This window comes from Sulfurisphaera sp., assembly GCF_059755235.1.
The window spans coordinates 131,895-155,288 of the sequence record NZ_DBPRYF010000046.1 but is presented as its reverse complement, the minus strand read 5'-3'; the positions used below and the strand labels follow the sequence as shown (position 1 = coordinate 155,288).

The window sequence follows — 23,394 nt, the reverse complement described above, 5'->3', positions numbered from 1 at the left end:
AAGTAAAAACAATAGTTTAAAACGGTGTTGGTTTTGCTTACTAGGCTAAGAAAACAATCAAAGAAAATTTTGCAACCAATAGCCAAGGGCTTTGTAAAAGCAAAAATAACAGCGAACACAGTAACAATTCTTGGTCTTATCATTTCTTTCGCTTATTTAGGTATAATGCTCTATATGAGAAATGTTATTCTAGGCATATTACTGCTTGCACTATCGGCTTTTATGGATGCTTTGGACGGAGAAATAGCTAGGATGAGTAGCAAGGCAGGGGTTAAGGGTAGTTTTCTAGATAGTAGTTTAGACAGAATAGAGGACATAAATTATATATCTGGTTTATTTGCACTTGGCTACACGCCTATTATCCTAGGACTCTTGATAGGTGTTTCCGTAGTCATTCCTTATTTAAGAGCTAAAGCTGAATCTCTAGGACTTAAAATGGAGGGTAGAGGAATAATAGAAAGAGGAGAAAGAATTATCTTTCTATTCGTCCTTCTGATAATTTATCTAGTCTCTTACGAGATATCTTACTACTTTTTACTTGTTTTTCTAATACTTTCGATAATTACTGTAATCCAAAGATTTATGACCATTTACTCTAATTTACCATAATAAAGCTGTAACGGATTTGAAGTACCACATGAATCTACGCACAACCCTAACTCTTTCATTCTATTGCAAGAATATACAATGTATTTTGTCTTTTTATCTCCGTAATATTTCTTAGCTAAGTCTTCCGAAAACCTTTCAGCATTCTTATAATCTCCAATATCTATGAAATAAGTAACAAGAACGGAGGTTTCAATTGCATTAAGTTCTTTCTTCTTAATCAAATTTAAGATGCATGGAGGGGTTCTTCTTCCATTTAATTCCTCAGCCATTTTCTTAACTTCATCCGGGATGCTTTCATATTTAATATTTAAAGCTTCATATAGCAAATCCTTTATTTTGTAAGCGATAATTTTAGTTACTTCTAGTTTTGTTAGAAACACTTTACCTTCTTTTAATATCTTTGTAGAAAGCGAGAAGCTTTCATTTTCCTTTCTAATCTCTTTTGTTGCTTTAAGGTAATCAATGAAATTCATTGAGAACTTCAAAGGAACTGTAAGGATTTTTCTTTTCTCTTTATATTTAATTAATAGGTTTTCTGAGTAAAAGTTAATTTTTAAAATGTCTGGAAATCTATTACTTAAATACCTAGCAATTTCTAGTAAGGTTTCCTCTTTCTCATTCAGCAAGTTTTTTTCTATTAATTCTGTCTCTTTTTCTATGAATTTTTTCTTTAAAAGCTCATTGTCTAAGGCAGCTACTAGATACAAAGTAGTATAAAATACAAGAATAGAATCCTTTATTTTATCATACGGCTCTAATTCTTGATCTTTAAGAATTTTATTAACTCTTTTTTTAGCTTCTTCTTTGTAAGAATTATCAGTGGACAAAATGTAGTCTAGTGTAACTCCCCCTGCATATTTCTTTAGCTCATCTTCTAAGGGTTTTAAAATTGGATATTTCCTATAGTCTATGAATACCTGCAATCCTTTTATTACACTTAAGGCTTAATTTTTTATAAGCTTATTACCTTATCGGTTTATTAAAGACCAATATGAAGATCTTTGTTGCCTCGGCTTGGCCTTACGTAAATGCTGTACCTCATTTGGGTAATTTGATAGGATCAATCCTCTCGGCAGACGTTTTTGCTAGATATGCCAGGGTAAAATATGGAAAAGAGAATGTAGTTTTCGTGAGTGGTAGTGATGAACATGGGACACCAATAGAGGTGGAAGCGAAAAAAAGAAATGTAAGCCCAAAGGAGTTGACAGATCAAGCCCATGAATATGACAAGAAGCTGTTTTTAGAGACATGGGAAATTAGTTATGATAATTATACTAGGACTGAATCAGAAACGCATAAAGAATTTGTCCAACAGTTTTTGTTAAAGTTACAGAAATATATTAAAGTTGAGGAGGACGAAATCCCTTATTGTGAATATGATAAACTCTATTTGCCTGATAGATTCGTAAAAGGAACTTGTCCTTACTGTGGTTATGAAGATGCTAGGGGCGATCAGTGTGATAATTGTGGTAGACTATTAACTCCTAAGATGCTCATTAACCCTAAGTGTGTACTCTGTGGTAGGACGCCAGTATTTAAGAAAACTAAACATTGGTTCTTTGATCTTTCAGTATTTAATAAAGAAATAGAAGAATGGATTAAGAATTCTAAAACAATGCCGGAAAATGTAAAAGCTGTGGCGTTAAGTTGGGTTAAGGAAGGTTTAAAACCAAGAAGCATAACTAGAGATAACGCTTGGGGAATTCCTGCACCATTTGAAGGTGCTGAAGGTAAGACTATTTATGTCTGGTTCGAAGCTCTGTTAGGATACATATCTGCTACTATAGAATATTTTAAGAAAATAGGGAAGGAGGAGGAATGGAAGAAATTCTGGTTTGGAAACGATGTAAGAAGTTATTACTTCATAGGTAAGGATAATATCCCATTTCACGCGGTAATTTTTCCAGCGATGTTAATGGCTTCTGGGGAAAATTATGTTTTACCTACTGTCATAGCTTCAACAGAGTATTTACTTTATGAAGGGCAAAAGTTTAGCAAAAGCAGGAAAATAGGAATTTGGATTGATGAGGCTCCTCAACTTTTGGACGTAGAATACTGGAGATTTATCCTAATCAGATTGAGACCAGAAGAAAGGGATACAAATTTCACATGGAGAGAAGCACTAAGAATTATAAACACTGAACTCAATGATGACATAGGAAATTATACTAATAGAGTATTGAGTATGGTAAATAGATATTTTAATGGAGAATTGCCTGGAATTGTGGAAAATAAACTAAATGAAGAGGACAAAAAGTTCATGGAAGAAATTAAGGAAGCTCCTAGAAAGATGGGAGAACTGTTTGATGAGGGAAGATTAAAAGCTGGAAGCGAAGAAATATTAAAACTGGCTAGAGATGGGAATGCATATCTAAACCTAAGAGCTCCTTGGAACTTAATAAAGAAAGATAAGGAAGAAGCTGGCTCTGTCTTAACTATTGCAACTAACTCACTAAGAACTATTTCAATAATGTTATACCCCTTAATGCCATCCTATGCAGATAAGCTACATAAGATGTTGGGGTTAGATGATGTAGAAAAAGAGAAATGGGACGATGCAGGAGATTTGGTATTGAATAAAGGTCATAAAATTGGCGAAGTAAAGGTTCTGTTCACCAAGGTAGAATTAAATGCAGAAGAGATAGAGAAAAAACTCGTAAAAATAAGAAAAGAATTGGAAAAAATAAGACCTACCTTATTGCGCTAATTCTACATAAGCCATAACTGGTTCGAATTTTCTTCCTCTCCCTTCGTAGAATTTACTAAACATCTCATAAAAGTGAAGCCTCATATCCTGTATGAACACTATCAATCCTTCTAATGCTATAGCAAGTAGATTTCCTACTATTAGTATAGCTATTCCAGCAGGATTTAGGAAAATTGGAGCTAACGAGGTTGGCGATCCAGCTGCTAAAAATGCCATATAAGAGAAGGCATATAATATATAGTAGTGTGCTATTGCAAATACTAGGACACGTATAAATGATATAGTATTAGAGAGCAATAATAGGGCAGCTTCAAATCCTCCTTCTATGAATCCAAAAATTATTGCAGACCCCGTACTCGCATGTTCATGTTTTTTAAGAATGTAAGCTTTTGCTGCCCAGTTGTAAATTAGACCAATTTCTACCCATATTACTAAAATATCTGCAAGTAATTGTACGTTTGAAGGTGCAGGTGTGCCAGAATGGAATAAGAAGTAGGAAATCCCCGCTAATAGTGTAGCTTCTTGTTGTTCATAGATCGATATGTTAGAAAGTCCATTGTTAATAAAACCATAACTGAATACGATAAGTGGCACAATATATATTATAAATAATGGAAGTCTATCAAGTAATAAGTATTCTCTATCCTTCTTTTTAATAGCGTCTATTATGCCTAATAGTGTACTTGCGAATAGTAATATTGAACCAAGTAATATTGAGAGTAAAATTGTGTTTATTATTGCTTGTGATTCCGAACCTGTTGGAATTATAGCACTTATATGTTGATATACTGATTCTGGTATAGGCCATATATAATAAAGCGGACCCACCGGATATGATGGATTATTGAGAAGTTCATTAAGTCCTCCTACTGGTAATGGCCCAAAAAACTCTCTAGCCAAAAGCCCCGTAACCATTGCAACAATACTCGAATATATTAGAACTAACGAAAGCTTTACCGTGTTATCACTTCCTCTCTTTTTCCCGTAGTTGTAAAACCAAATTGAGAAGAGTAAAAGAACTAAAGCGTTACCAAAATCTGGAAACATTAGACCAAAGAGGAATGGAAATGTAATTATAAGGAATATTGTTGGGGATATTTCCCAGTATGACGGAGTACCATAGAATTCTATTACTGATTCTAGCGGTTGTATTGAACGGGGTAACTTAACATAAGTTGGTGGCTCCTCTTCTCCTTCTGCAAATCTTTTTGGATATTCATAACTTATAAAAGCAATATGTTTTATCATGTCAGAGAGTTTTTTAAGTGATTTCTCTGGTACGTATCCCTCAACTTGCATGTAATAATTTGAAACTCTAGCTTTCGATAGTATATTCATTGCGTCTCTGACCGTAAGTAATTTTCCATAGATCTCCTTGATTGAGTTCTCATCACCCTTAATTTTCTTTGATAATTCCTCTCTTCTTTGTGTCAATATAGTCTGAATATTTTTGATACGTTCTTGAATGTTGCTATAGTACATTTGTGGAGCTACCAAGTCTGGTGTTTCAAATTTTCTTGCTCCCAGCTCCTTTAGTTTTTCGTCTAATTTCGAGCCTTTCTTTCCAACGATTAAACAAGCTAACTTTGTAACTTTATTATTAGTCACTTGCTGTGAAACTACTAGAAAGTCTTTTTCTAATTCTTTCTTTTGTTGTTCCGTCAAAACAGCAATTGCTACTTCAAACCGGGTTGAACCATAAAGTAATTTTAAGTCTATTCCAATATCCTTAAAAGGCTCTACCTCAGTTAGCTGAGTATTTAATGTATCTAATTCCCCTTTTAGCTTTCCTATCTCCTCTAGTAAATCTTTATATTTACTTTCTACATCCGCTGATTCTTTGAAAACAATAGCTGATGTTTCAAACCAATCATCTACTTTCATTTTCCCTTTTGGCTCTATGATTAAACCTCCTAGTTCCATAAGAATTTTCAGCTTATTTATATGGTCGTTTACATCTCCTAGGTTCCTCCTAGCTTCTTCTAATCTTTGCTCAGATATTGGCTGTTTTGGTTCTATGGGTTCAAATTCTTTAAATGAAAGAAGCTTAGTCACTAGTTCATTTAGTCTATTTTTCGTAGATAGTATCTCCACTCTTGCCATCGTCTCGGGAAGAATCACTGTAATTCATTATGTTAAATCTTGTAAAGGTTAAAAATATTTAACTTAATTTAACATGATATTCCGAGATGGGGAAAATTTTAGTTATCGGGGATAAGTATACTGTTAATCTTTTTAGACTTATTGGGGCAGAAAGCTTAATTTTAGATGATCCATTAAAACTAGAAGAAACTCTTGTAAAACTAAGAAAAAGGGAAGATCTAGATTTAATATTTGTTTCCAATGATTTATATACACCAGTAAAGGAAAAAATTGATTCAATATTGTTAGAGCAAAAGAAACCGCTCATTACTATTATTCCTTCTCCTTTCAGTGAATCAAAGCCAGTCGATGTAAAAGGTTTAATACTTAAAGCGTTAGGATTTGGGTGATAGAAATTGGTGTCTTTTGAAGAACTTTTGAATTATTCTTTAAATGACGAAAAAAATAGGATTAATGAAGAATTTAAGAAGATTCTTGCAGAAGTAAACCAAATTGTTGAGGAGAACTACAAGGAAGTACTACAAGATTACGCAGCTAAAATAAATGACTTAGTAAACAAAAGCAATGATAGAATAAGAGGAGAAACAGCAAAATTAGAAATAGAAAATAAAAGAATAATAAGTAGGCAAATGGATTATTGGATAGAGAATGTAAAGGAAAACGTAAAGAAGATGCTTAATGACTATGTAAAAAATGATAATTATAGAAAAGGATTAGAGTCTATAATTTCTAGAGAAGTTACAGAAGGTTCCGTTATTTATTGTTCCCCTTCAGATCAGAACACTGTTAGTAGCATAATAAAGATGAAAAATGTTAATTCCAAAATTATTGTTGATGAAAAAATAGTAGGAGGCATTAAAATTTACTATCCAGATAAAAGTTTATTAAAGGACTTTACGCTTGAAACAATTTTAAACCAGATTTTTGAGGATATAAGAGACGAGGTAGCTAAAACTTTATTTGGTGAGTAAAAATGGTTTCAGAAGGAAGAGTTGTAAGAGTAAACGGACCTCTAGTTGTAGCCGATGGAATGAGAGAAGCGCAGATGTTTGAAGTAGTTTATGTAAGTGATCTTAGATTAGTTGGCGAAATTACAAGAATTGAAGGTGATAGAGCGTACATACAAGTTTATGAGAGCACTGATGGTATAAAACCTGGAGATAAGGTATATAGATCCGGTGCACCTCTTTCCATAGAACTAGGACCAGGGATGCTTGGCCAACTATACGATGGTCTTCAGAGACCATTGCATTCTATTGCTGATCTCTCTAAATCACCCTTTGTAGCTAGAGGAATAGCTGTTCCTTCTTTAGACAGGCAAAAGAAATGGCACTTTGTTCCTAAAGTAAAACCCGGAGATAAAATTACTCCTGGAGACATTTTAGGAGTAGTTCAAGAAACTGACTTGATTGAGCATAGAATATTAGTACCACCTACAGTTCATGGAACGCTAAAAGAGATTGCAAATGAAGGAGATTATACTATTGAAGAAAATATTGCAATAGTCGATATGAATGGTGATGAGATCCCGTTAAAGATGTATCATAAATGGCCAGTAAGAGTTCCAAGACCATTTAAAGAAAAATTAGAGCCCGTTGAACCTTTACTTACTGGTGTAAGGGTACTAGATACAATATTTCCAATAGCTAAAGGCGGGACTGCAGCAATCCCTGGGCCGTTTGGAAGTGGTAAAACAGTAACATTACAGAGTTTGGCTAAATGGTCAGCTGCAAAGGTTGTAATATTTGTAGGATGTGGTGAAAGAGGTAATGAGATGACTGATGAGTTAAGATCATTCCCTAAGCTCAAAGATCCATGGACTGGAAAACCACTTTTATTGAGAACTGTATTAGTTGCAAATACAAGTAACATGCCGGTAGCTGCTAGAGAGTCAAGTATTTACGTAGGAGTTACTATGGCCGAATATTTTAGAGACCAAGGATATGACGTTTTACTAGTTGCAGATTCAACAAGCAGATGGGCAGAAGCATTAAGAGATTTAGGAGGAAGAATGGAAGAAATGCCGGCTGAGGAAGGATTCCCGAGTTACTTACCATCTAGATTAGCAGAGTATTATGAAAGAGCAGGAAGAGTAATTACAATAGGAAAACCAGAAAGATACGGTTCGGTTACTATTGCATCATCTGTTTCGCCGCCTGGTGGTGACTTTACTGAGCCAGTTACTAGCAATACTTTGAGATTCGTAAGAGTATTTTGGCCTCTAGATGTATCTTTGGCTCAAGCTAGGCATTATCCTGCTATCAATTGGATTCAAGGCTTCTCAGCTTATGTTGACTTAGTTGCACAGTGGTGGCACAAGAATGTTGATCCTAACTGGAAAGAAATGCGTGATACAATGACAAAAGTCTTAATTAGAGAAGACGAGCTAAAGCAAATAGTAAGGTTAGTTGGTCCGGAGTCATTAGCAGAGAAAGATAAGTTAGTTCTTGAAACTGCTAAATTGATAAAGGACGCATTCCTTAAACAGAACGCTTATGACGACATTGATGCGTTTTCCTCTCCTCAGAAACAAGTTAGGATTATGAGGCTAATTAATATATTCTATAACCAGTCTCAAGATTTGATAACTAAAGGTGTACCATTAAAGAAAATATTGGAGAAAGTTGGTCCTATAGAACCTGATATAATAAGGATTAAATACACAATAAAGAATGACGAATTAAACAAGATTGATGAAATAGAGAATAAGTTAAAATCTGCTTTTGACTCTTTATTAAAAGAGGTGAGCTAAATGAGTATGCTTAACGTAAGAGAGTATTCAAATATTTCCATGATCAAGGGTCCGTTAGTGGCTGTACAAGGAGTCACAGACGCATCATATAATGAGCTAGTAGAAATAGAAATGCCGGATGGTACGAAGAGAAGAGGTTTAGTTGTCGACTCACAATTAGGAGTCACTTTTGTTCAAGTCTTTGAAGGTACAACCGGAATATCTCCAACCGGTTCCAAAGTTAGATTACTTGGAAGAGGTTTAGAGGTCAAAATCTCAGATGAAATGTTAGGAAGGATCTTTAATCCATTAGGAGAGCCATTGGATAACGGTCCTGCCGTTATTAGCGGAGAAAAAAGGAATATTAATGGAGATCCGATAAATCCAGCTACTAGAGAATATCCAGAGGAATTTATACAGACCGGAATCTCTGCAATAGATGGATTAAACTCTCTACTGAGAGGTCAAAAATTACCCATATTTAGTGGAAGCGGACTTCCAGCTAATACATTAGCAGCACAAATCGCTAAACAAGCCACGGTAAGGGGAGAAGAGAGCAACTTTGCCGTTGTGTTTGCAGCTATAGGTGTTAGATATGATGAAGCATTGTTCTTTAGGAAGTTCTTTGAAGAGACTGGAGCAATAAACAGAGTTGCAATGTTCGTTACGCTAGCAAACGATCCACCATCATTAAAAATTTTAACACCAAGAACTGCCTTAACTTTAGCTGAATACTTAGCTTTTGAGAAAGATATGCATGTGTTAGCGATACTTATTGATATGACAAACTACTGTGAGGCGTTAAGAGAGTTAAGTGCATCAAGAGAAGAGGTACCAGGTAGAGGTGGTTACCCCGGCTACATGTATACTGATTTAGCAACAATCTATGAAAGGGCTGGAAAAGTGGTAGGTAAAAAAGGTTCAATAACTCAGATGCCTATTCTTACAATGCCTAATGATGATATAACTCATCCTATTCCAGATTTGACCGGTTATATAACGGAAGGCCAAATAACATTAGATAGGTCATTATTTAACAAGGGTATCTATCCACCTATAAACGTTCTAATGAGCTTATCAAGGTTAATGAAAGATGGTATTGGAGAAGGAAAGACAAGAGATGATCACAAGGACGTATCCAATCAGTTATTTGCAGCTTATGCTAAAGCTCAAGATACTAGAGGTTTAGCCGCTATTATTGGTGAAGACAGCTTATCCGAAGTAGATAGAAAGTATTTGCTATTTGCAGAGGCATTTGAAAGGAAATTTGTTGCTCAAGGAGTAAATGAGAACAGAAGTATCGAAACAACATTAGATATAGGTTGGGACATTCTATCAATACTTCCAGAATCCGAACTATCGCTCATAAGATCAGAGTACATAAAGAAGTACCACCCTAATTATCGTGGTAAGAAATGAGTTCACGTCGAATTTTGCCTACAAAACTTAATCTTATAAATCTGAGAAGGCAGATAAGATTAACAAGAAATATAAAAAGACTTTTAGAGAATAAAAGAGAAGTTCTTTTAATTTATCTCAGAGAATATGCAGCAGAGTATGAAAGGCTATATGGGGAAGTAAGTCAAGTTCTAAAAGATGTATATTCCACTTACCTATTAGGTGTAAGTGAAGAAGGAATCTCTAACGTAGAGAGTTACGCTAATTCAATACCAGCGTCTCTTCAAGTCAAAAGTGATCTAAAAGTTCTTTTTGGCGTCAAGATTCCTATTGCCAAGCTAGATGAAAAAAGTATTCAACCTCAACCCTTTGGTGATCTAGAAATTTCACCCTACATAATAAAATCAAGAGAAGAAATAGCAGAAGCTTTTAAGAAAATTCTGGAACTAGTAGAAATGGAATCTGCTATAAGATCTTTGTCTACAGAACTCAGAAAAACTCAGAGGCTTATAAATTCAATAGATTCGTACATTTTGCCCTACTATAATTCTTCTGCAAAATATATAAAAGGCGTTTTAGATGATAGAACTAGAGAAGAATTCGTTAGAATGAAAATGATACGTAGAGTGTTACAAAGGAGGAGAGGAGAAAATGTCAGAAGCGGATAAATACGTAAACATTTTGAAAACTAGACTTGATCAGAAAAAGAGTGAAATTCTTTCAAAAATTAATGTGGAGTATGAAAAAACTTTAAAACAGAGACTTGAGGAGCTAGAGAAACTAAAGGAAAATATTTTAAAGGAAGTTCAGAAATAATAACTCGGTGTCTTAATATGAAGAGAATGTGGCTACCACTTCTTTTATTGCCAATACTTCTATCAGGTGCTGTTTTTTCGGCTCAAACTGCTACGAACACGACAACTCTTCCGGCTCCGGATACCCCCCAAGGATTTTCTGGCCTTAACATAGGTGCTGGACTAGCAATAGGTTTAGCAGCAATAGGTGCTGGTGTTGCAGTAGGAATGGCAGCAGCTGCAGGTATAGGTGTCTTAACAGAAAGAAGAGACATGTTCGGTACGATTTTAATTTTCGTAGCTATAGGAGAAGGAATAGCAGTATATGGTATATTATTCGCAGTATTGATGTTGTTCGGTAAGTTCTAAAGGTAAAAATATTTTTTAATCTCTTATTCTTTTCCTTTCCTAAATGAAGGTTTTAAGAGAAAAGTGGGAGAAGAATTTTAGCGAATGGTTTGATTGGGTTATAAAGGAAGCTGAAATCTACGATTATGGAAGATATCCTGCAAAAGGTATGGGGGTATGGATGCCTTATGGTTTTAAAATCAGACAAAATGTTACCCAACTTATAAGAAAATTATTAGATGAAACTGGACATGAAGAATTCCTATTTCCTATACTTATCCCTGAGGATCTTCTTAAGAGAGAAAGCGAGCATATAAGAGGTTTTGAGAATGAAGTTTATTGGGTAACTAAGGGTGGCTCACAAGATCTTGATGTTAAATTAGCATTAAGACCTACTAGCGAAACAGCAATAACTTATATGGAAACTTTCTGGTTAAAGAGCTACAAACAATTGCCAAAGAAGTATTATCAGATTGTCAGTGTGTTTAGATATGAAACTAAAGCAACAAGACCCATGATAAGGTTAAGAGAAGTTTCTACTTTTAAAGAAGCGCATACTGTTCACGAGAGTTTTGAAGATGCAGCAAGACAAGTTGAAGAGGCCGTGAATATTTACAAGAAATTCTTTGAAGAAATAGGAATTCCTTATATTATGTCTCAAAGGCCCGATTGGGATAAATTTGCTGGTGCAGAGTATACAATTGCGTTTGATACAATAATGCCAGATTCTAGGGTCTTACAAATTGGGACAGTTCATCATTTAGGTCAGCATTTTACTAAGGCTTTTGATTTTAAAATCCAGAAAAAAGATGGAACCTTGGATTATCCTCATCAGACAAGTTATGGACTCTCTGATAGAGTGATAGCTGTTCTTATTTCAATAAATGGGGATGATCACGGACCGGTTCTTCATCCTTCTATTGCTCCTATAAAAGTTGTAGTTATTCCAATACCTGCTAAAGATGAAGCTACAACCAATAAAGTGTTTGATTATGCCAGAGAGATAGCTGAAATGCTAAAGGCCCAGGGGATTATAACGGCATTAGATGACAGCAGAGAAAGTACTCCAGGAGAGAAATATTACATATGGGAGTTAAGAGGAGTTCCTATAAGAATAGAGATTGGACCTAGAGAGATGAATAATAACTCAGTGTTTATAAAGAGAAGAGATACATTTGAAGGGAAATCCATATCTAGAGATAAAGTAGTCGAGGAAGTCAACAATCTATTAGAAAATATGAAAACTGACTTACGTTCTCGTGCAACTGAGTTCTTGAGAAGTAGGATAAGGAAAACCGAAGATATCGAAGAGGCGAAGAAGCTCTTAGAGGAAAAAGCTGGTATAGTTGAAGTACCTTGGTGTGGTAATAATTCTTGTGGTCTTAAACTGGAGGAGCTAGCAAATGCGAGGGTATTGGGCATTCCACTAGACGAAAAAATAGATGTAAGTAATATGAAATGTGTAATATGTAAAAACCCAGCAAAACATGTGCTTAGGTTAGCAAAAACTTATTAATAGTGTAAACTAGGAATTAAATAGGGTGCTAATTTGCCAAAGAAAAGAGAGAACAGAGGTAGAAGAAAAGGAGATAAAGGTCACGTAGGTTATATTTATTGTGATCAATGTGGTGCTAGAGTGCCTGAAGACAAGGCTATATGTGTAACTAAGATGTATAGCCCAGTTGATCCAGCTCTAGCCTCGGAGCTAGAGAAGAAAGGAGCAATAATCATGAGATATCCAGTTACCAAGTGTTATTGTGTAAACTGTGCTGTGTTTATGGGTATAGTTAAAATCAGACCAGAAGACGAGAGAAAACAAAAAGCAAAAATATACTAACAAACCTTTTTATACGCTAATTTTATACAATCTTTGAAGTAAAAATGAGGTTTTATGAATTAAGTTTTTATGAAGTCGAGAGTTTTTTCTATAAATTAGCTGAAATCAAGGATATAATAAAAGATGAAGGTCTTCTTACCTTTTCTCCTCAGAAAGTTAATTTGGAGATTGCACAAGGAACCAGTATGGTAAAACATGCTTTTCCAATTTTTCAAAAAGGCGGAGTTGTAATGGATGTGACTGGTGTAAACCAAGCTGAAATTGCAGAGGATGCGGGTGCTACTGCGGTAATGGTTTTAGATAAATTACCATATGACGTTAGAAAAAGTGGTGGCGTTGCTAGAATGGCCGATCCTAAAGTAATTGAAGATGTAATGAATTCGATAACAATACCAGTTATGGCGAAAGTTAGGATAGGTCATTACTATGAGGCAAAAGTATTAGAGGCATTAGGAGTTGATATGATTGATGAAAGCGAAGTTTTAACACCAGCAGATGAAGAACATCATATAAATAAGTGGGAGTTTAAAGTACCATTTGTTAATGGTGCTAGGAGCCTTGGTGAAGCCTTAAGAAGGATCTCTGAAGGTGCTTCAATGATAAGAACGAAAGGAGAGCCCGGTACAGGTAACGTAAGTGAAGCTGTAAAACATATGAAAATAACTAATAATGAATTAAGGTCTTTGCTTTCAATGAGCGAAGAAGATAGAGTTAAAAAATCTAGGGAATATCAAGTACCATATCAGCTTGTTGAACTAACAGTAAAATTGGGTAGACTGCCAGTGGTTAACTTTGCTGCAGGAGGAATAGCAACACCAGCGGATGCAGCTTTGATGATGTGGTTAGGAGCTGACGGTATATTCGTAGGTTCTGGTATATTTAAGAGCCAAGACCCAGATGTTAGAGCAAAGGCTGTAGTATTAGCTACAGCTAATTGGGAAGACCCAGAAATTGTGTTAGAAGCACAAAAAATGATTAGTGAAAACAAGAGCATGATGGGAATAGATATCAAAACATTAAAACCCGAGGAGCTCTTACAGGTGAGAGGACAATGAAAATTGGAGTTCTTGCTTATCAAGGTAGCTTTGAAGAGCATGCATTACAAACCAAAAGAGCCTTGGACAATCTTAAAATTCAGGGTGAAGTAACAGCAGTAAAAAAGACTAAAGATTTACAAAATATTGACGCAGTTATAATCCCAGGTGGAGAGAGTACCACTATAGGAGTTATTGCTCAGAAGTTGGGAGTCTTAGATGAATTAAAAGATAAAATTAATTCTGGTTTACCGGTGCTTGGGACATGTGCTGGTGCAATAATGTTAGCAAAGGACGTCTCAGATGCAAAAGTTGGTAAAAAGTCTCAGCCCTTAATAGGCACTATGGATATTAGTGTCATAAGAAACTATTATGGGAGACAAAGAGAGAGCTTTGAGGCATTTGTAGATTTATCAGAAATTGGTGCTAGTAAGGCTAAAGTTGTATTCATAAGAGCTCCAGCCATTGTAAAAACATGGGGAGATACAAAGCCCCTATCAAAACTTAATGATGCAGTGACTATGGCTTTAGAAAAAAACATGATTGTAACAACTTTCCATCCAGAATTGTCATCAACTACTGCTGTACATGAGTTCTTAATAAAAATGGTAAAGAAATAGTTTTATTAGTTTTTGTAATAGATTAAAATTTAAGGGTTCAAACTGTTGCCTCCGAAAGATCTTTTATTAGATAAGTCCTCTCTTATACACGGCGTTTCGAGATATTTAGAGCGTAAACTGATTTATGGTAATATTCTTATTCACAAAAGATTATTAAATGAGTTGGAAAAAGACTCAAGAGAAGGATTAGTTACGGCTGAAATAGCACTAGATGAGATTAAAAAAGTGAAGGATATATCAGAATCTCTTTTAGTAAGTTTCGAAATAGTGGGAGAAGATGAAAGAAGGGAAGATCTAAATGCAGAGCTGAGAGAATATTGTTTAAAAACCGGTTGTACGATTGTAACTGCAGATGAAATACAAAAACAGATTTGTGAGAATTTAGGAATTGACGTATTTTATTTAAGTCCGCTAGAAAATTACCTAGAACTAGAGAAATTCTTTGATGAAACCACTATGAGTGTTCATCTTAAAGAAGGAACTATACCAAAAGCTAAAAAAGGCAAGCCTGGTTATTGGCAATTCGTTGAGCTTTCTCCTCAAGTTTCAACTAGTTATGAGATAAAGAAGTTCGTGAGTGAGATTTTAGCTTCGGTAAAGTATGTAAAGGATTCTTTCATAGAGATAGAAAGGAAAGGTTCTACTATAGTCCAGTTAGGTAATTACAGAGTAGTAATTACTCATCCACCTTTAAGTGATGGATGGGAAATCACAATAACAAGACCAGTTACAAGAAAGAGGTTAGAAGACTACAATCTGAATGAAGTATTAATGAAAAGATTAAAGGAACATGCTGAGGGAATTTTAATAGCCGGTTCTCCAGGTATGGGAAAAACTACATTTGCTCAAGCTTTAGCGGAGTTTTATAGTTTAATGGGAAAGGTCGTAAAGACTATAGAGTCACCAAGAGATATGCATCTACCACCAGAAATTACACAATATTCGAAGAATTATGCAGAAGTTGGTGAGTTGCATGATATACTTCTACTTAGCAGACCGGATTATACTGTTTATGACGAGATGAGAAATGATGAAGATTTCAAACTCTATATTGATTTGCGTCTTGCAGGAATAGGAATGATAGGCGTAGTTCATGCTACCTCTCCTATTGACGCAATTCACAGATTCATTAATAGAGTAGATATTGGAACTATCCCTAACATCTTGGATACTGTTATATTTATCCATGCTGGAACAGTAGCGAAGGTTTATAGTTTAGAGATGACGGTAAAAGTTCCAGCAGGCATGAGAGAAGCTGATTTAGCAAGACCAGTGGTAGAGATAAAAGACCTAATGGATAACAAGGTTGAGTACGAGATTTATGTATTTGGAGAGCAAACTATGATAGTACCAGTTGGTAAAATTAGTTCTGGTAAGCAAAATTCATTGCAAACAAAATTAGAGAAGGTTATACTTAATGTGATTCCTTCAGCTTCTGTATTATATGAAAATGGAGTATATGTTATAACTATACCTAAAGAAGAGATAGGAAAGTATAACAAAAAAGTTGTAAGTAAAATAAAGAGGTATGAAAAGAAATACGGAATAAAGACAAGGATAAATATGATGGAATAAAGACAAGGATAAAATTTGATACATCATAAGAAAGAATCCAGCGTTCTGCTTATTTTACTTTCCACATATCTGACTAAATCGTCTATATCCATTCCTTTTTCTACAGTCTCAAGGTCTATAGCATAATTCCCTCCTTCCGTTTTCCTTATCTCTTCAAATTTAACGAAGCGTAACGTTCTATCAATTTTTGCAGCTAAGAAAAGTTCGCCCCCACTTTTCTTTGCAAAGTCACTAATTCCCTCTGCTTGTTCTCTTTCTATATATATCTTCTTTCCGTTTTTTCTACTCTTTACCTCAATTAGTATTATAATCCCAGATTTAAGTGCAATAATATCTGGAACATGATCTTTTCGTTTAGATCCGCTAGCTGGGGCTCGTAGTACTGCAAAACCCTTGTCTCTCAGTTTAGAAACAATATATCTTTCTACTGCTGAGCCCCTTACTTTATTACTACCCACAAATTATTTATAAAAAATTAAGATTTAGGCTTTCCTCTTAATGAGATTTCTCTTACTTGTTTGCCTACTTGCTCAACAAGACTATTCTCAACTTCTTTCATTCCATTTACAAGCGTAGGAGCTCCTTTTCCATATTCTTCGATCCATTCTTCAGCAAACTTGCCAGACCTAATCTTATCTAATACTTCTTTCATTCTCTTTTTAGTCTCTTCATTAATCACATATTTGCCAGATGTAAAACCTCCATATTTTGCTGTCTCTGACACAGCTTTTAGCATTCCCGTAAATCCTTTCTCATAGATCAGATCTACAATCATTTTCATTTCATTAATAGTTTCATAATAAGCTATCTCTGGTTGATAACCAGCTTCAACTAATACTTGGAAAGCGTTTCTCATTAATTCTGTTATTCCTCCTACTAAATCCACTTGTTCTCCGAATAAATCAGTTTCTGTTTCCTCTTTGAAGGTAGTTTCAAGTACCCCAGCCCTAGTAGCCCCAAGGGCCTTTGCTATTGCTAAAGCTTTTTCAAATGCTTTTCCAGAGTAATTTTGCTGAACTGCAACTAGTGCTGGGACTCCTCCACCTTTAGCAAAATATTCTCTAACTATAGGTCCAGGACCTTTTGGTGCTATCATATACACATCTACAAATTTAGGTGGCTCAATTAGTCTATAGTGAATATTGAACCCGTGTGCAAACACTAAATCCATTCCTTCTTTGAGGTAGGGTTCAACTCTTTCTCTATAAACGTTTCTTTGAACCATATCTGGTACTAGAAAAATTATAATGTCTGCATTTTTTACAGCATCCTCAGTATGCATTGGTTTAAATCCATCACTTTCCGCTTGCTTCCATGAGTTTCCTTCTCTTTCTAATCCTACTAGAACTTTTAATCCAGAATCTCTCAAGTTCAAAGCCCAAGCTCTTCCTTGGCTCCCATAGCCTAGTACAGCTATTGTTTTATCTTTTATTGGATCTAAACTTGCGTCTTTATCAGTATACACTTTTGCCACTTACAACACCCCAACTGATTGATGTTACTTTTGAAAAAACTGGTTTATAAACAACTATGTCATATTCTTTTGCTTGTGCAGGGTCTCCTTCAGTGACTATACCATTATTTCTTATAATATATGTTTTAACTGTAGCATCTTCTAATATTTCTACTTTCTCTATATCAACTGTTTTACTTAAATTCTGAATAGCTATATCGAAGTTGTTTGTGTATGGAATTCCCATGTACACTTCATACAACCCGTCTTCAGATACCTTTCTAGCTTGAATCCAGTTAACATCCATGAGTAGCTTTCTGAAAGTCCCTACTACTCTTTCAAAAAACCCTGGATCCCTATAATAGCCTAATACTCTAACTACCTTTTCTTGGGTCACGTAATATCACCTGTTTTAATCTTCCACCTGGAGGTAAAGTAGGTAAAGCCAATTCCTCTTTATCAATCGGGACTCTTATTACTGCTGGCATATTCTCTTTTATTGCAGACCTTATTGATTTCTCTATCTCCTCATAGGATGTAGCATTAAATCCTAAAGCTCCAAATGCTTCAGCTAATTTTACAAAGTCTGGAGATGGACCATAATCCACTCCTACTACGCCGTGCTCAAAGAATAGGTCTTGTACTTGTCTTACTAATCCTAATGTTCTATTATCAAATACTACTGAAATGATGGGAATGTGTTCATCAACTGCAGTAGCTAGATTATTTCCAGTCATCAAGAATGATCCGTCTCCGTCTAAATCCACAACTATTTTATCTGGTCTTGCCAACTTAGCTCCCATAGCGGCAGGTAGACCAAAGCCCATAGTACCCATCCCTGTTGATGATAAGAATGTTCTAGGTTCTAAAACTTCCCAGAATACTTCTGCCCACATCTGATGCTGACCTACTCCAGTAGTTACTATTGCATCTCTTGGAATCGCATTTCTTATTGTCTTTAACACTTTCCATGGCTTCAACTTGTTTGGTTCATCATAATAATAGAATTGAGAGTAATACTCTTTGTACTCTTTAACTCTCTTTAGCCATGCATTATGATCACTTTTCTTTCCTACCTCATAGACAGCTCTCATCAGTTCTCTCAAAAGGATTTTAGCGTTTCCAACTAAGTTAACGTCTACTTTTATCGCTCTTTCTCCATCAGACGGGTCTATGTTAATCATGATAAACTTCTTTCTGGTTTCTATCATTTCATCATATGATGTTACTGTTCTATCGCTAAATCTTGCTCCCACAACAAGCATTGCATCTGATTCTAAAGCTGTCATTGAAGCTTCAGCTCTCCCGTAGTATCCCATTGCACCTAAATAGAGGGGATGATCATGCGGTATAGCAGATTTTCCGGGGAATGTAGAGATTATAGGTATATGTAGATACTCAGCTAATTCAAGAACTTCTTGTGTAGCATTAGACCATACAACACCGGTACCTACTAGAATTACGGGTCTTTCTGCATTGACCAGAATCTCTGCTGCTTTCTTTAGTTTTTGCCTATCTACTATTGTTGGGAATTCTTTATATCCCTTCACTATTGGTTTTTCTGGCCATTTTACTTCATCGACTTTTTCATAAAATATATCTCTAGGTATATCCACTACTACAGGACCGGGTCTACCAGTCGTTGCTATATAAAATGCATTCTTTATCCAAAGAGGTATTTCATCCAGTTTTTTAATTCTGACCACGTATTTTGTTATATGTTCAACGACACCTTCAATATCTGCTTCTTGAAAAGCCATTTTCCCTATTGAGCTTCTAGGAACTTGTCCAGTTATTGCGACTACTGGAGAAGAGTCCCAATAAGCTGTTATTAACCCAGTTGTTAGATTTGCTGCACCGGGGCCAGAAGTTGCTGTACAAACCCCTGGAATCCCAGAGGCTCTTGCATATCCGTCTGCTGCATGTGCTGCTGCTTGTTCATGTCTCATTAATACATGTCTTAATTCTCCGCTTTTTAGATCGTCTACAAAAGCATCATATAATTGCATGTTGGATAGTCCAGGGATTCCAAAAATCACTTTTACTCCTTCTCTTTTTAAAGCATCAATAGTTATTCTAGCACCTGTTGGCATTATAACACCACCTCTTTTTTGATACTAAAAGTTCTTTCATTAGAATTAGACTCCTTTTCATATTTAAAATACTTAATTTGGAAGAAATAGTTAGACTTGGAGGGTATAGCCACCCATCATCTTTTTCACAAACAACTCATAGAGAGTTTAACTTTTTAAATATTTCTGTTCATTCATTTACAAATTAAGATTGTGTTTTAAAAACTTTTAATTTTTTCAAGTATCTGCTTGTGGCTATGTATATCTCCCCACATTTCTAAACATTTCACATTACCTAAATAGAGCCATACGTTACCAAAATGAACTCTTCTATCATCTACAAACATTATTTCTTCAGGTTTGACTAGTACTCCTTTCTCTCTAGTTCTATTTATTATCTCTGATATAAATAAAAATTTAAACGGATAATCCCTAGAAACTATTATATCAAAATAGTCTTTTAGTTTAAGAAGGGTGAGAATTTCATCAGTCTTTTCTGGCAAATTCCAAGTTGCTAGCGCCGTAATCAGTCCCATATTTTTTATTTCTTTTAGCGTTTCCCTAACTTCTGGGAATAATGTTAGTTTATTCCCTGAAAAATCTTCAATCGAATTTTCACTTAATAACTTATAGGGTTTTTTGAAAATGGAAATATTATGATGATCCCATAAAGTCTTATCAGCATCAAACACTACTACTTTTATCATCGTTTTTAGATAATGGAGGAACATAATAAATAATTTTACCCTTATGGTAATCTCTTATAAACGCTTTTGCAGCTTCTTCAACATTAGGCTCTTTGGTAGATTTTAATATCCAACCTCTCTTTAATGCTAACTTTTCAAAAAAGTCGCTGGGGGAAGTAAAAGTTATATTATAGACTTCACTTATCGCATTTGGGTTATATTTAATTATCCTTTCTAACAATAGTTCTCCCGCTCTTAGTGGGTCATCAAGTTTATCTACATTCGTACCTCTAATAATTCTTTCTAGCTCATTCCCGTCTGGTGGAATTATACCCGGAGAATCCCATGCATAAATCTTTGAATCTATTTTAAATTTTTGAATGGTTTTTGTATATCCGTAGCCCATTGGTATTTTAGATGTAGTTGCTGAATGACTTCCTTTTAAAGCATTAATTATAGATGATTTACCAGTCTTTGGATATCCTACAAAAATAACTACTCCTTCGTTTCCTCTTAGCATTTCCTTAATTTTATCTCTAAGAATCTTTGTTCCAAGATGCTTAGTGGCCGATATATAAATCGTCTCTCTCCCTTCACTTTCAAATACTTTTTTCCATTCTGCTAAAATTTCTCTAGGTATTAGATCAGCTTTGTTAAGTACCATTAATACTTGTTTGCCGTGTTTCATCGCATATTCTTCTAGCTTTTTAGACCTAGTTAGATCTGGTTCTCTAGAATCTATAACCTCAATCATTATATCTGATTTTCTGATCAAACTGAGTATCTGGTTAATCATTCACTTTATTTTTTTAATTCCGGATTTTTATATATGCCAATCGGAAGTGTCGGAGTCTTTGATGCAGGTAACTATAACGGAACAATAGAATATGATGCTCTTGCTGAGGGAGTAAAACTTTCATCAATAAACAGGGAACTTAAATATACGTTCGATATTGATCGAAAACCAGAAAAAGTATATATTATTATTAACATAGAAAGGAAGAAAGGGTTAGAACCTAAATGGAGGCTATGGCTAAATGATTTTTCGTTGACAAAAGAGTTCAGACCAAACATAGAAATAGACTCTGGAAATAGTATCATCTCTTCTATTATTTACGATATAACCCCTGTTATAAGAGAAGGAAAAAATATCTTTTCCATCTCATATAAAGGGTTGGATAGTATTACTATAGATAATGTTAGTCATATTATATTTTATCCAGTAAAAGAATTTGAGACAAAATATGAATTAAGATCTGGCGTTCTCTTGTTAAAGCCAAAGGAAAATGTTAAGTTCGATTGCTTTGGCGAGTGTTATATAGTAGCAAAAAATCCTAGTAAAGATGGAAGTTTAGAAATAGAAACAAATAAATTTTATGGAGACAATGAGGTTGTTGATTTAAAAATAGAAAAAGAAGGAACATTGGGTATATTTTATAATGCATCTGAGACTTCTAAGGCTTATGGAAGGATATATTCCCTGTTTTCATTCAAGTATAAAATACCTAAAATTAATCTTGATGTCCTAGCAACTATAAAGGACGGATATATTGAAGTAAAGATTTCTAATGTAAGTGAAATAGAGTTAGATAAAGTATTAGCTAATGTATTTATAAATAACCTATCAGTTAATTTCAAGAGTTTTAATAATGTTGAGGTAGGTAGAACTATTGAATACAAAGTTCCTTTAACAAACTCCAAAGGTAACATAAGCTTAAGAGTAGTGGGAGTGAAGGCTGGTTATAGAAAAATTTTCGATAAAAGCATTTCAAATGTTTAATGCTCCTAAAGCAAATGTTATCAAAGCACCTAAAGCATAAACTTTCATATACGCCCTTGCTTTTGATGCTGTTTCTTTCATATGCTTCTGTAAAAGTATGATTACGAGAATAACGTCTAAAGCTAAAATCCCTCCTAAATAAATTATATTAAATCCATAAAAATAGGGAATTGGAGATGTTATAAGAAGGCCTAACAAGATGATCTTTGCTATTATCCATGTCTTTTGTATTCCTATACTTACAGCAAGAGTTTTAACACCGTTAGCTTTATCTCCTTCTACGTCCTCAATTCCTTTTATAAATTCTCTAGATAAAGTAAAAAAGAAAATATAGAGTGTTGGAATAGCGGTTCTTATTAACCAAGATCCTTCAAAATATGCTAGTCCTCCATAAAAAGCAGAAAGAGCAGCAGTTGAGGCAACTATAATATTTCCTACAAATCCTTCTTTCTTTAGGTTTCTTGCGTAATAGTAGAGCGAAATAGCAGTTAAAAATGCAACTATCACAGCGTAAATATTGAGAAAGGTAGATAAAGCAATTCCCACAGCGAAAAGAATAAATGTAAATACTTTCGCTGTTTTAATTTTAACTCTACCAGATGGTAATGGTCTTTCAGGTTTATTTATTTTGTCAATTTCCAAGTCGTAAACATCATTTATTACATATCCCGCCGCAGCAATTGAAGCTACTATGATCATAGCCAGTATCATTTTTATGGGAACTAATTTCCATTCAGAAGCTATAACAAAACCCATAAACGCTGATATCGCTGAACCTATAACGTTATGGATTCTTATAAGTTCAAAATAAGCTTTTACTGACATTCTTGTATAATAATTTTGAAAGGAATTAAAAAGGTGACTTTTATGTCTTCGCAAGATGATATCCAAAAAGCAATAAAGTATTTCAAAAATAACGTCTCAGTGGGAGAGATTATAGCATTAAGAGAGCTTAAAGCATTAGGGATAAAGAACCCAGAGGAGGTTATAGCAAAGCTAATAGAAATGAATGTCATTGAGAAAGGAGAAGGATGTTATAATTTAGTGAGGAATTCTAAATAAAAGTGAATGGAAATCAAATTCTTCATTAACGTGTATTGTTCTATCTTTAAAAATTCTAAATGCTAATGGGATAGAGATTTTCCAAGTTTTTTCTAATATGTTAGTTATAAGATTTTGTTTTTTAATTTCATTTTTAAGTTTCTCAAATTTAATTTTATGAAGAGAATTATCATTATCATAGACTAACTTTGGCATGGTATCTAGCATTTCTCCAATAGAAAATATTCCTCCCCCTGTGAATGTCTTTATTAGACCTAATGTGTCTCCAATACCAATCTTATAAGTTGGTTTTGTTCTAGGTATTGCTCCTCCATGAATTTCAAGAATTTTTTTATCTACTTTTGGTATAAATAGCCTTGGATCTTTATAAGACAATGCACCCACTAATGTCCCATAGCTTAACGGAACTATCCATCCGAAACCAGAAGGATTATTTAGGTCAAAGAATACCTCAATCTTATCACTATCTATAGGTTCCATAACGAACTCCACTCCTTTAATCCATCTAGCCTGTCCTTTCCATCCAGATGCATCAATTATTTTTCCTTCGTATGTTTCACTGTTAATAAGCACTCTATTACCGGA

Annotated in this window: 26 protein-coding genes; 16 read left to right on the top strand and 10 right to left on the bottom strand. The window is 34.6% G+C overall.

Annotation, left to right across the window (positions count from 1 at the left end):
• The first annotated feature begins 24 nt into the window (after positions 1-24).
• Positions 25-609, top strand: a complete 585-nt coding sequence (gene pgsA, locus AC3OCB_RS07770; RefSeq protein WP_498341790.1) for an archaetidylinositol phosphate synthase — start codon at positions 25-27, stop codon at positions 607-609.
• Here the strand turns inward: pgsA and AC3OCB_RS07765 are convergent.
• Positions 591-1,532, bottom strand: a complete 942-nt coding sequence (locus AC3OCB_RS07765) for a DNA primase regulatory subunit PriL (protein WP_498341789.1) — start codon at positions 1,530-1,532, stop codon at positions 591-593. The genes pgsA and AC3OCB_RS07765 overlap by 19 nt on opposite strands.
• Positions 1,533-1,600: 68 nt before the next feature.
• On the opposite strand from AC3OCB_RS07765, the gene metG reads away from it, so the two are divergent.
• Positions 1,601-3,316: a methionine--tRNA ligase gene (gene metG / locus AC3OCB_RS07760; RefSeq protein WP_498341788.1), complete on the top strand. Its 1,716-nt coding sequence runs from the start codon at positions 1,601-1,603 to the stop codon at positions 3,314-3,316.
• Here metG and AC3OCB_RS07755 read toward each other — a convergent pair.
• Positions 3,305-5,437 carry a V-type ATP synthase subunit I gene (locus AC3OCB_RS07755; protein ID WP_498341787.1) on the bottom strand — a complete coding sequence of 711 codons (2,133 nt, stop codon included), beginning with the start codon at positions 5,435-5,437 and terminating at the stop codon, positions 3,305-3,307. The two genes, metG and AC3OCB_RS07755, sit on opposite strands and share 12 nt — an antisense overlap.
• A gap of 68 nt (positions 5,438-5,505) precedes the next feature.
• Here AC3OCB_RS07755 and AC3OCB_RS07750 point away from each other — a divergent pair, with 68 nt between their 5' ends.
• Genes AC3OCB_RS07750 through AC3OCB_RS07695 form a run of 12 tightly spaced genes read left to right on the top strand, consistent with a single transcriptional unit; the run spans position 5,506 to position 15,756 of the window.
• The gene (locus AC3OCB_RS07750) at positions 5,506-5,808 is read left to right on the top strand and encodes a V-type ATP synthase subunit F (RefSeq protein WP_498341786.1); all 303 of its coding nucleotides are present in this window, start codon (positions 5,506-5,508) and stop codon (positions 5,806-5,808) included.
• A gap of 9 nt (positions 5,809-5,817) precedes the next feature.
• Positions 5,818-6,390, top strand: coding sequence for a V-type ATP synthase subunit E (locus AC3OCB_RS07745; protein ID WP_498341785.1), 573 nt, complete (start codon positions 5,818-5,820; stop codon positions 6,388-6,390).
• A gap of 2 nt (positions 6,391-6,392) precedes the next feature.
• Positions 6,393-8,171: an ATP synthase subunit A gene (locus AC3OCB_RS07740; protein ID WP_498341784.1), complete on the top strand. Its 1,779-nt coding sequence runs from the start codon at positions 6,393-6,395 to the stop codon at positions 8,169-8,171.
• Between the two features lie 6 nt (positions 8,172-8,177).
• On the top strand, positions 8,178-9,569 hold the full coding sequence (locus tag AC3OCB_RS07735; protein WP_498341973.1) for an ATP synthase subunit B: 1,392 nt from the start codon (positions 8,178-8,180) through the stop codon (positions 9,567-9,569).
• Positions 9,566-10,216: a V-type ATP synthase subunit D gene (locus AC3OCB_RS07730; protein ID WP_498341783.1), complete on the top strand. Its 651-nt coding sequence runs from the start codon at positions 9,566-9,568 to the stop codon at positions 10,214-10,216. Before AC3OCB_RS07735 ends, AC3OCB_RS07730 begins: the two co-directional genes overlap by 4 nt.
• Complete coding sequence (locus tag AC3OCB_RS07725; protein WP_498341782.1) at positions 10,200-10,364, top strand: ATPase; 165 nt, start codon at positions 10,200-10,202, stop codon at positions 10,362-10,364. Before AC3OCB_RS07730 ends, AC3OCB_RS07725 begins: the two co-directional genes overlap by 17 nt.
• A gap of 17 nt (positions 10,365-10,381) precedes the next feature.
• Complete coding sequence (locus AC3OCB_RS07720) at positions 10,382-10,711, top strand: ATP synthase subunit C-like protein (protein ID WP_498341781.1); 330 nt, start codon at positions 10,382-10,384, stop codon at positions 10,709-10,711.
• Positions 10,712-10,754: 43 nt separating this feature from the next.
• On the top strand, positions 10,755-12,206 hold the full coding sequence (gene proS / locus AC3OCB_RS07715; protein ID WP_498341780.1) for a proline--tRNA ligase: 1,452 nt from the start codon (positions 10,755-10,757) through the stop codon (positions 12,204-12,206).
• Between the two features lie 33 nt (positions 12,207-12,239).
• Positions 12,240-12,527 carry a 30S ribosomal protein S26e gene (locus AC3OCB_RS07710; protein WP_498341778.1) on the top strand — a complete coding sequence of 96 codons (288 nt, stop codon included), beginning with the start codon at positions 12,240-12,242 and terminating at the stop codon, positions 12,525-12,527.
• Positions 12,528-12,571: 44 nt separating this feature from the next.
• On the top strand, positions 12,572-13,582 hold the full coding sequence (pdxS, locus tag AC3OCB_RS07705) for a pyridoxal 5'-phosphate synthase lyase subunit PdxS (RefSeq protein ID WP_498341777.1): 1,011 nt from the start codon (positions 12,572-12,574) through the stop codon (positions 13,580-13,582).
• Positions 13,579-14,181: a pyridoxal 5'-phosphate synthase glutaminase subunit PdxT gene (pdxT, locus tag AC3OCB_RS07700; protein WP_498341776.1), complete on the top strand. Its 603-nt coding sequence runs from the start codon at positions 13,579-13,581 to the stop codon at positions 14,179-14,181. Before pdxS ends, pdxT begins: the two co-directional genes overlap by 4 nt.
• Positions 14,182-14,226: 45 nt before the next feature.
• Complete coding sequence (locus AC3OCB_RS07695) at positions 14,227-15,756, top strand: holliday junction branch migration ATPase PINA (RefSeq protein WP_498341775.1); 1,530 nt, start codon at positions 14,227-14,229, stop codon at positions 15,754-15,756.
• Between the two features lie 23 nt (positions 15,757-15,779).
• Here AC3OCB_RS07695 and hjc read toward each other — a convergent pair whose 3' ends face one another.
• The 6 genes from hjc to AC3OCB_RS07665 form a co-directional block, all read right to left on the bottom strand.
• On the bottom strand, positions 15,780-16,214 hold the full coding sequence (gene hjc, locus AC3OCB_RS07690; protein ID WP_498341774.1) for a Holliday junction resolvase Hjc: 435 nt from the start codon (positions 16,212-16,214) through the stop codon (positions 15,780-15,782).
• Positions 16,215-16,231: 17 nt separating this feature from the next.
• Positions 16,232-17,230 carry a ketol-acid reductoisomerase gene (gene ilvC, locus AC3OCB_RS07685; RefSeq protein ID WP_498341773.1) on the bottom strand — a complete coding sequence of 333 codons (999 nt, stop codon included), beginning with the start codon at positions 17,228-17,230 and terminating at the stop codon, positions 16,232-16,234.
• Entirely contained in the window at positions 17,211-17,606 is a 396-nt protein-coding gene (locus AC3OCB_RS07680; RefSeq protein WP_498341772.1) for an ACT domain-containing protein, read from the bottom strand. Before AC3OCB_RS07680 ends, ilvC begins: the two co-directional genes overlap by 20 nt.
• Positions 17,584-19,302 carry an acetolactate synthase large subunit gene (locus tag AC3OCB_RS07675; RefSeq protein ID WP_498341771.1) on the bottom strand — a complete coding sequence of 573 codons (1,719 nt, stop codon included), beginning with the start codon at positions 19,300-19,302 and terminating at the stop codon, positions 17,584-17,586. Before AC3OCB_RS07675 ends, AC3OCB_RS07680 begins: the two co-directional genes overlap by 23 nt.
• Before the next feature lie 197 nt (positions 19,303-19,499).
• On the bottom strand, positions 19,500-19,988 hold the full coding sequence (locus tag AC3OCB_RS07670) for a magnesium-dependent phosphatase-1 (RefSeq protein ID WP_498341770.1): 489 nt from the start codon (positions 19,986-19,988) through the stop codon (positions 19,500-19,502).
• Positions 19,966-20,763 carry a GTPase gene (locus AC3OCB_RS07665; RefSeq protein WP_498341769.1) on the bottom strand — a complete coding sequence of 266 codons (798 nt, stop codon included), beginning with the start codon at positions 20,761-20,763 and terminating at the stop codon, positions 19,966-19,968. Before AC3OCB_RS07665 ends, AC3OCB_RS07670 begins: the two co-directional genes overlap by 23 nt.
• A gap of 33 nt (positions 20,764-20,796) precedes the next feature.
• On the opposite strand from AC3OCB_RS07665, the gene AC3OCB_RS07660 reads away from it, so the two are divergent.
• Positions 20,797-21,747, top strand: a complete 951-nt coding sequence (locus AC3OCB_RS07660; protein ID WP_498341768.1) for a hypothetical protein — start codon at positions 20,797-20,799, stop codon at positions 21,745-21,747.
• On the opposite strand, the gene AC3OCB_RS07655 is transcribed toward AC3OCB_RS07660, so the two are convergent.
• Complete coding sequence (locus AC3OCB_RS07655; protein ID WP_498341767.1) at positions 21,736-22,572, bottom strand: UbiA family prenyltransferase; 837 nt, start codon at positions 22,570-22,572, stop codon at positions 21,736-21,738. The genes AC3OCB_RS07660 and AC3OCB_RS07655 overlap by 12 nt on opposite strands.
• 42 nt (positions 22,573-22,614) lie before the next feature.
• Here AC3OCB_RS07655 and AC3OCB_RS07650 point away from each other — a divergent pair, with 42 nt between their 5' ends.
• A complete protein-coding gene (locus tag AC3OCB_RS07650; protein WP_498341766.1) occupies positions 22,615-22,809 on the top strand; it encodes a PolB1-binding protein PBP2 family protein in 195 nt (64 codons plus the stop codon).
• Here AC3OCB_RS07650 and AC3OCB_RS07645 read toward each other — a convergent pair.
• Complete coding sequence (locus AC3OCB_RS07645) at positions 22,789-23,382, bottom strand: NAD(P)/FAD-dependent oxidoreductase (RefSeq protein WP_498341765.1); 594 nt, start codon at positions 23,380-23,382, stop codon at positions 22,789-22,791. The two genes, AC3OCB_RS07650 and AC3OCB_RS07645, sit on opposite strands and share 21 nt — an antisense overlap.
• Positions 23,383-23,394 lie beyond the last annotated feature (12 nt).